Annotated in this window: 1 tRNA gene and 1 pseudogene; both read left to right on the top strand. The window is 38.5% G+C overall.

The window, feature by feature from the left end:
• Positions 1-3,361: pseudogene (locus ACKPQ4_RS06800) on the top strand (hypothetical protein); the annotation flags it as partial.
• A gap of 104 nt (positions 3,362-3,465) precedes the next feature.
• Positions 3,466-3,540, top strand: a tRNA-Arg gene (locus tag ACKPQ4_RS06795).
• The last annotated feature ends 123 nt before the right edge of the window (positions 3,541-3,663 follow it).

Genomic DNA, 3,663 nt, shown 5'->3' with positions numbered 1-3,663 from the left:
CTCAAAAACTATGTATGTAGACTTGCAATCTATTGCAGACGGTGAGAGCCGCTTTGATGATCCCGGGGCTTTTGGAATTGAGGATCTTTATACCCAAAACGATGGTTTTTTTGATTGGGCCACGATTGAGGACGATGGGGTGCTATGGGAGTATGAAATACAGACATGTAACAACTTGGAAGCGAACACCTATGGTGATCGAAATATTGCAGATAGAGACTTTATTAAATCTACTATTGAGGGGTTGGTCGATAATCCTCCGAGCCAAGTTCTAAGATTCAAATTTCATTATATTTTAAAAGATAGGGCGGGGAATAAGGGAGAAGCGACAAGAACCATAGAGATTCGTGGGTCCCCAAACCTCTACCCCACTATTTTCTTTGTTTTAGACCACCCAGATGCCTTGGATGGTATACCATCATCCAATTCTATAGATTCTAATCAGAGCAAAGCTACTTTACCCACACTTATTTGGAATATTGAGGTGGGGCAGGAGCAATATTCTAGTCGTCCAACAGCTAAAGTTTTTACCGATCTTGGCGGAGGCCAAGAGGAAGACCTTAACAATTTGTACAAAGTTAATAAAATCGAATTGGACATCGGGGATGTTATTAAATCCGACTTTTTGATTCTCGCTTCGGATGACATGACGAATTTTTTCTCAAAAGTGAATTTTTGGAATAATGTCGATGAATATTTTGTAACCGGTGAGCCAGCTGCCTACACGAAATATCCTAAATCAAACACAACAGATTGGAGAAGGGTCGTTTTAAGGTACACAGTAGAAAACAGTCTTGGTAACAAATCAGAAAGAGATATTGAAGTTCGCTTAGTGGATACAACCTCTCCCACTATTGTTAAAAATAATTTTGATAGCGGCACCTTGGAAGTGGGGGATCCATTTACCGATCCTGGAGTCACAATTTCAGATATAGCGGGATCCCTGATCGACTCTAATATTACTATCGATTTAGCTCACCCTAACGGCACGGATCACAATGCTACTTTTATCGAATTAGCTGAGCTTGGGTTTTGGGAACCTGGAGATTTTACTATTACATACACTGCTGGGGATGAATTTGGAAACCTTGCGGAAACCCAAGTATTAAACCTTACTATTCAAGATGGTACGGATCCACATGTTGCTTTAATTACTCATGATTCATTAAACAAATTCAATGCACCAGGCACCGGTTTGGGTAGTTCCGACCTTTCTTACCAAAACGCGAATAATCCTCTGGTCTCCCCAAACTCTAGGTTTGAAAATTATGAAGGCCTAAAGAGTAAACTTTCAAATCTGTCGGTTCATTACGATAATTTTATTTTTTCCAGTGAAGACCCATATGTAATGCAAAACGGTAATAGTGGTTTTCTTCTTAAGGCCTCTGAGTTAGACCCTGACTTTCTAGCTACTCTAAAAAATAGCCCTCAAAACCTAGTTTCTTCGACAAGTGATACTGTAGCAATTACTGATACTTTCGGCAGGACATTTTCTTGGTATAGTCCATTTGCTGTAAAATTTAATGATGGTACGACTTTGCAGGATCCGGGATTTTTGATTTATGAAGCATCTAATTCTGGATTAAATTACGAGGCATCCATTGCTCCCGATTGGTATGGTGCTGATAAAAATCAAACTAAGGAAATCGTTGTAAACTTTACCGTTACTCAGCTTAACACTAGTTCAAGAAGAACTATTTTTACGAATGCTCGAACATATACTTTTTTAGACGATATAAAGCCATTAATAACCATTTCTCCTGATACAGATAGTAATTCTACTTTCATTGTTTTGGAAGCTGGTTCAAATTACAATGATGCTACTAGCTCAGGGAATTCTTTTCGAATTTTTAAAAACGGTAATTTTGAGCCAGAAGAAATTTTAAATGTCCGTGCTGACGATGTTACTGATGGGCTAATAACCTCATCCATTGTTCGAACGATTACTGACTTGAATGATTCTGGTATAGGAAGTGTTGTTACCTCATATCCACATGTTAACCATATTTATAAAATAGAGTACAATGTTAATGATCTTGAGGGAAATGCTGCTGACCCTGTCTTTCGTTACCTAATAATAAAAGATACGATCGCCCCCTTGATTTATCCTCAGGCCGATGGAAACACTTCTGATAATTTTTTGATTGATTATTTAAGCTCTTCCCCAAACCCAAACATTCTCACTGAAATACAGGCTCACCTGTTATCGGGTTTAGTCGCATCTGACTATGGAGCTCTTGGTGCCGGAGTGTCAGATACTATTGATAGTAGTTTGGATCCAGTTGCTAATAGTAACAAGTGGCAAGCTACTATAACAAAACCTTTGACCGATTCTATTGACCCAAGTGGGGGCTATGATCTGGGGAAGGTCTATCCTTTTGCTAAAGATGATCCAGCTTATGAAGTAGTTGTTACTGTAACCGATGAGTTTGGAAATGTCTCTGCCCCAAGAAGTCGAAGTTTAAAAATAGGCGACTTTCAGAGCCCTGAAGTTGGATTAATTGGTGATACTACGGTTCATGACTTTTTGCGCTTTTCAACCAATACCGGAATAAGTCCACATTCAGATACCGAAGAAATCAGTGGTAATGATTATAACCGGACTGGTTTTGGAGCAGGGATGCACAGAATTATGTTGGACAATTATACTTTTGTAGATCCAGGTGCTTATGCACATGACTACAATTCATACTTTAGCGTTGCAGACGGTTACAAGAATCTTCAGGGGAACGATGCTTATGGAGAAACATATGCGATGCGTAGAGTGGAGGATCGTGCTGAAATGGAGGCATGTGCAGAAATTGGTGTTATCTATGTTTATAGTGCCTTGAATAATGAGGTTTTGAGCGATCCTTTTTTGCATTATCAGGGATTAATGAAAGACAATATTTATGGCTCGGATACCAATGTAACCATAACTCCTGCAGCAAATGTTAAAGTACCAGATGTAAATGGGAGCAATTATACATTTGATGAAGCAAACAAATTAAATGGAATAAGTATGGATGTGGTTACGATCACAAATGAATATAGAGTAAAAGATGGTTGGAATAATAAGTCTGATATTGTTACTAGAACGATCTACATTTATGAAAGTCGTCAATTTCCAGGCTATGCGTTTTATGCGACCCCTCTAACCAACGGTGATGGCCTTCCGTTCGAACATATGTATGATGATGGGACTGAAAATCGTGCTTTTTTGAATGATACAAGAAAGGATACTGATGGAGATGGAGTGAGTGACTTCTGGGAAAAAACCTTTGGCTCTAATCCAGAAGATAGAAGCAGTGTTCCAATACAAGATCTTTCCAATCCGAGCGTTTACAATTCTATTGATTTTAATATTTCAAACGCTGAATAGTTTCCTTTTCGAAATATTTAGTAGTTTGGCTTTTATCGATTAAATGCCTTTCTTCATTGCTCGACAATTATCATAATTCTCGGTTACATAACCAACACCTATTAGTCCCCATAGTTTAACGGATAAAACAGTGGTTTCCTAAACCGTAGATCGAGGTTCGATTCCTCGTGGGGACGCCATTTGATTTAAGTTTTTCTGCACACTGCTTAAGTTTGCTACCTTCTCTTTTTGGTTTGCATCCACTAATTTCCATTTATCGTTATGGTAAATCATTTGGATGGATAGTTGGGTAAACATTTTAA

Origin of the sequence: Candidatus Chordibacter forsetii (assembly GCF_964187505.1) — a bacterium.
Taxonomy (GTDB): Bacteria; Verrucomicrobiota; Verrucomicrobiia; order Opitutales; family Seribacteraceae; genus Chordibacter; species Chordibacter forsetii.
The sequence above is the reverse complement of the archived record's forward strand: the minus strand, read 5'-3'. Positions and strand labels throughout refer to the sequence as shown.